This is a genomic window from Pedobacter sp. UBA5917, from assembly GCF_002432345.1.
In the GTDB taxonomy this organism is placed as follows: Bacteria; Bacteroidota; Bacteroidia; order Sphingobacteriales; family Sphingobacteriaceae; genus Pedobacter.
Genome location: NZ_DJDT01000376.1, coordinates 1 through 4951 on the forward strand (window position 1 = coordinate 1; position 4951 = coordinate 4951).

The following is a 4951-nucleotide window of genomic DNA, read 5'->3' on the forward strand; positions in this document are numbered from 1 at the left end:
GTGCCATCGTCAGGTCTTCGACAGGCTCAGACTGACATATCAAAGTTAAGTTGATTTCATCATCTCCAAAATATCATCCACGTATTTGCGCTCGTTGGCCAAACGTGGCACCTTATGTTGTCCGCCAAGTTTATTTTTTGCTTTTAGCCAGTTATAAAAAGTGTTGGCTGGCGCATTGTGCACTTTTGGCCGTGCCAGTGCCATATCTTTAAAACGCTTGGCATCATAATCGGAATTTACCTCGCGCAATGTATTATCCATCACATCAACAAACTTCTCAAAATCGTTTGGCTGTTTATCAAATTCGATAATCCATTCGTGCCCACCAGCTTTTTCTTCTTTAAAATAGATTGGTCCAGCGGTATAATCTTTTATTTCTGCACCCGTTTCCTGGCAGGCTTTTGTTAGGGCTTGTTCGGCATTATCAATAATTACTTCTTCGCCAAAAGCATTGATAAAATGTTTGGTACGCCCGGTAATTTTAATGCGGTAAGGAGAAAGCGAGGTAAACTGGATCGTATCACCGATCATGTAACGCCACAAACCACCGTTTGTAGAAATCACAATGGCGTAGTTTTTATGTAATTCTACTTCGCCCAGCAATAAAGCTTTAGGATTTTCTTCTCCGATGTTCTCCATGGGCACAAACTCATAGAAAATACCATAATCGAGCATCAATAACATTTCTTCAGAATGGTCCTGATCCTGTATACCGAAAAAGCCTTCTGATGCATTATAGGTTTCGAGATAATACATTTCGTTGGAAGGGATGAGCTGTTTAAACTGCTCGCGGTAAGGTGCAAAGTTTACTGCGCCATGGATATAAAGTTCCAGATTTGGCCAAACTTCGAGTAAATTCTGTTTTCCGGTAAGTTCGAGTACTTTTTTTGCCAATACGATAGTCCAGGTGGGTACGCCCGAAATACTGGTTACGTTTTCGTTGATGGTGGCTTCCGCCATTCGATCCATCTTGATTTCGTAGTTGTCCATCAAAGCGATAGACATATCGGGCGTGCGGTAATATTCGGCCCATATCGGCAGGTTTTTGATCAGTACGGCAGATAAATCGCCATAAAAGCAATCTTCGTTTAACTGGTTAACCTGATGGCTTCCACCCAAAACCAAACCTTTACCGGTAAACATCTGGTTATCGGGCCGGTTATTGCAATAAATGGAAAGCATATCTTTACCACCTTTAAAATGGCATTCTTCTAACGATTCTTGCGAAACAGGGATAAATTTACTCCTATCGCTCGTGGTTCCTGATGATTTTGCAAACCACTTGATATCGGATGGCCAAAGAATATTTTGTTCGCCATTGAGCATGCGTTCGATATATGACTTTAAGGTATCGTAATTTTGGATAGGAACGCGTTCCTGGTATTGTTGTGGGGTTAAAATCGACTTATAATCAAAACGTTTGCCCCATTCGGTATTTTCGGCGCTATCAATCAGCGTATGAAACCACTCTTCCTGAACATCGTAGGGATATTTCATAAAAAGCTCGATCTGATGGATCCGCTTTTTCATTAACCAGGTAAAAATCGAATTTACAAATGCCATCGTTAAATGTTAAAATGAATGAGTATCATTTTGTTACAGACTTTCACACCTGCCACTTGGTTTAATGGGGACACACACAGATTTTTATACACAGTAAATAATTTTATAGCTTTTGGTTCAACATTGCGATTAGGCAACACACCAGGTTAAATTTTGTTTGTTGATTATGACTTAAACATCAAATTTCTTACGTTTCAACACGAAATTCGATCCCAAATATACTTTTCTTACCATTTCATTCTCAGCCAAAACCTCCGGCACACCCTGCTCCAGGATTTTTCCCTCGAACAGTAAATAAGCCCTATCGGTAATGGAAAGTGTTTCCTGTACGTTGTGATCGGTAATTAAAATGCCGATATTTTTATGTTTCAGCTTAGCCACAATACTCTGGATTTCCTCTACAGCAATTGGATCTACCCCGGCAAATGGTTCATCAAGCAGGATAAAATTAGGATTAGCGGCCAATGCACGGGCAATTTCGGTACGGCGGCGCTCGCCACCCGACAATAAATCGCCACGGTTTTTACGTACTTTATGCAAGCTGAATTCATTGATTAACTCTTCAAGTTTATCTCTTTGTTCTTCCTTGCTCATATTGCTCATTTCCAAAATAGCAAGAATGTTATCTTCTACAGTAAGCTTTCTGAAAACAGATGCCTCCTGTGCCAAATAACCGATACCTTTTTGCGCCCTGCGGTACATGGCATCTTCTGTAATATCTTCTTCTTCCAGGAAAATACGGCCTTCATTTGGTTTGATCAAACCTACGATCATGTAAAAGGAAGTTGTTTTCCCTGCACCGTTAGGGCCTAAAAGCCCAACAATTTCTCCCTGACTTACGTTAAAGGAAACATTGTTTACAACAGTACGTTGTTTATATTTTTTAACCAGATTTTCGGCTCTTAGTATCATATATTGATCCATCCGTCATGCTGAACTTGATTCAGCATCTTATTCAAAAGATCCTGAAATAAATTCAGGATGACGATTTTAATTATTTAATTAACTTTTATTCCTTTAATATTTAACTGCAAACGTTTTTTATCACGCCATACGTTTTCTTCTAACGTATAACAAACCGAAAATGGCACCTTTGGTTGTAAAAGATTTTGAAATTCAGCCAATCCGAATGCAATGCCTTCAAAAATAGGCGAATTTTGTTGTTTTATATTAATTTTTAAATGATTTTGACCAACCGCCATGGCATGTTGCGCAAGGTACACGTTGTGGGTAACAAACACCGGCGACATATTCTCGGGTCCGAATGGCCCCATCTGCGATAATACCCTGAAAAACTTACCATCAATTTGCGCCAATTCTATTTCGGCATCAATCCTGATCATGGGTGTAAGCAGTTCTTCGGTAATACTTGCCGATACGATTTCTTCAAATTTATCGGCAAAAGCATCAATGTTATGCTCCTGCATTGTTAAACCTGCGGCAAATTTATGTCCGCCGTATTGATCCAATAAATGTGCACAACCGCTTAAAGCTTCATATAAATCGAATCCCACTACCGAGCGGCACGAACCTGCTACGTGTCCGTTAGATTTGGTGAGTACGATGGTTGGGCGATAATACTTTTCAGTCAGGCGCGAAGCCACAATCCCGATTACCCCTTTATGCCAGCTTTCATTAAAAACCACCGTAGTTTTCCTGTTAATGAGCACATCACTTTCGCCGATTAGAGCCAAAGCCTCGCGGGTAATGTCCTGATCGTAGGTTTTACGTTCGGTATTTTTAAGGTTAATGAGTTCGCTTTGCTCTAACGAATTGCTATCTACCTGGCAGAGCAGCATGGCAACAGCGTGTTTTGCATGATCTATCCTACCAGCAGCATTAATCCGCGGACCAAGGGTAAAAACCACATCGGTAATGGTATAATTTTCGGTTTTGCCCGAAACTTCCATCAAAGCCCTTAAACCTTCGCATGGATTGGTATTTAATTTTTTTAAGCCGTAATAAGCCAAAATCCTGTTCTCGCCTACTACCGGAACAATATCAGCTGCGATACTTACCATCACCAGGTCTAAATATTGCAGGTAAGTTTCTTTAGCAAGATAGTGTTTTTGTGCATAGGCCTGGGCCAGTTTAAAACCGATACCGCAGCCGGCAAGTTCTTTAAATGGATAAGCACAGTCGGTACGTTTAGGATCTAAAATGGCAATGGCTTTAGGAATTTCATCGCCTGGTAAATGGTGATCGCAGATAATGAAATCAATCCCCAAAGTATTGGCGTAATCAATTTTATCGATCGATTTTATACCACAATCTAAAGCAATAATGAGCGAAAATCCATTTTTATTCGCGTAATCTATCCCAGCCGTAGAAATGCCATAACCTTCTAAATAACGGTCGGGAATGTAATATTCGATGTTTTCGGTAAGCTGCGAAAAGAAACTGTAAGCCAGTGCAACCGAAGTTGTACCATCTACATCGTAATCGCCATAAATCAGTATTTTTTCGTGGGTGGCCAATGCAGCTTCGATACGGGCAATAGCAACATCCATATCCTTCATTAAATAAGGATCATGAAGGTGATCCAGATCCGGCCTGAAGAAATCTTTTGCCTGATCGAAATCGCAAATATTCCGCTGCACCAGTATCTGTGCCAAAGAACGGTCTATGTTAAGTTGTTCTGCTATTTTTGTTATCGCGCCATCATTACAATCCGATGCCAGCACCCATCTTTTTTCCATTTATTCTGTCTCCGAACAGTAAATATACATTTTAATTGCATAAAATGGAGGCAAACTTTGATAGTATACTGAACAAGTCACTTTAAAAACAAAAGCTTAGGTTTTACTTCGAATTTCCGGGATACTCCTGATAAAGTTTGATTAAATGTGCCTTTTGACTTGCATATTTTGCATCATCGATTAAGTTTACACGCTCAGCCGGATCCCAGGATAAATTATAAAGCTCGGATACTTCCTGATTGTCTTTTTTAGTAATCCGCAGTTTCCAATCGCCATCTTTCACCCCTTCTAACACATAGTTATGGTAATAAATAGGGCGATGCGTTTTGTTATCATTTTTATTGGTGAGCAGACCAGAGATGGATTCTCCGTCATATACCTTCTTTGGCAATTTACTTTTGGTCCAATCAGCAAGCGTTGGGAAAACATCCAGGTTGGAAATTGGCTTGGTTAACTGGTTATTGTTAAGGGTATGTCCTTTCCAGTACACAATAAACGGGACACGGTGACCACCCTCATAAGAAATGCCTTTTGAACCTTTAAAAATCCCTGCCGAACCTACATGATAAAATTTGGTAAAACCATCATCATACATGCGTTGTGGTGCATTAATCCAGGGGCCGTTATCGCTCGTGAAGATAAAAATGGTGTTATCGGCTTGTCCGGAGGCGACAACCTGTTTCCAGATT

The 4951-nt window shown here is 40.3% G+C and carries 4 protein-coding genes; all 4 read right to left on the reverse strand.

Features of this window, described 5'->3' with window-relative positions; all coding sequences use genetic code 11:
• Window positions 1-45: 45 nt before the first annotated feature.
• Window positions 46-1563, reverse strand: a complete 1518-nt coding sequence (locus B2V92_RS26280) for a GH3 auxin-responsive promoter family protein (RefSeq protein WP_293313844.1) — start codon at window positions 1561-1563, stop codon at window positions 46-48.
• A 171-nt stretch (window positions 1564-1734) separates the two neighbouring features.
• Window positions 1735-2475 carry an LPS export ABC transporter ATP-binding protein gene (gene lptB / locus B2V92_RS26285; RefSeq protein ID WP_293313847.1) on the reverse strand — a complete coding sequence of 247 codons (741 nt, stop codon included), beginning with the start codon at window positions 2473-2475 and terminating at the stop codon, window positions 1735-1737.
• Window positions 2476-2561: 86 nt separating this feature from the next.
• Complete coding sequence (recJ, locus tag B2V92_RS26290; RefSeq protein ID WP_293313850.1) at window positions 2562-4262, reverse strand: single-stranded-DNA-specific exonuclease RecJ; 1701 nt, start codon at window positions 4260-4262, stop codon at window positions 2562-2564.
• 103 nt (window positions 4263-4365) lie between these two features.
• On the reverse strand, window positions 4366-4951 hold a 586-nt coding region (locus B2V92_RS26295), incomplete at its 5' end, for a sulfatase-like hydrolase/transferase (RefSeq protein WP_293313853.1).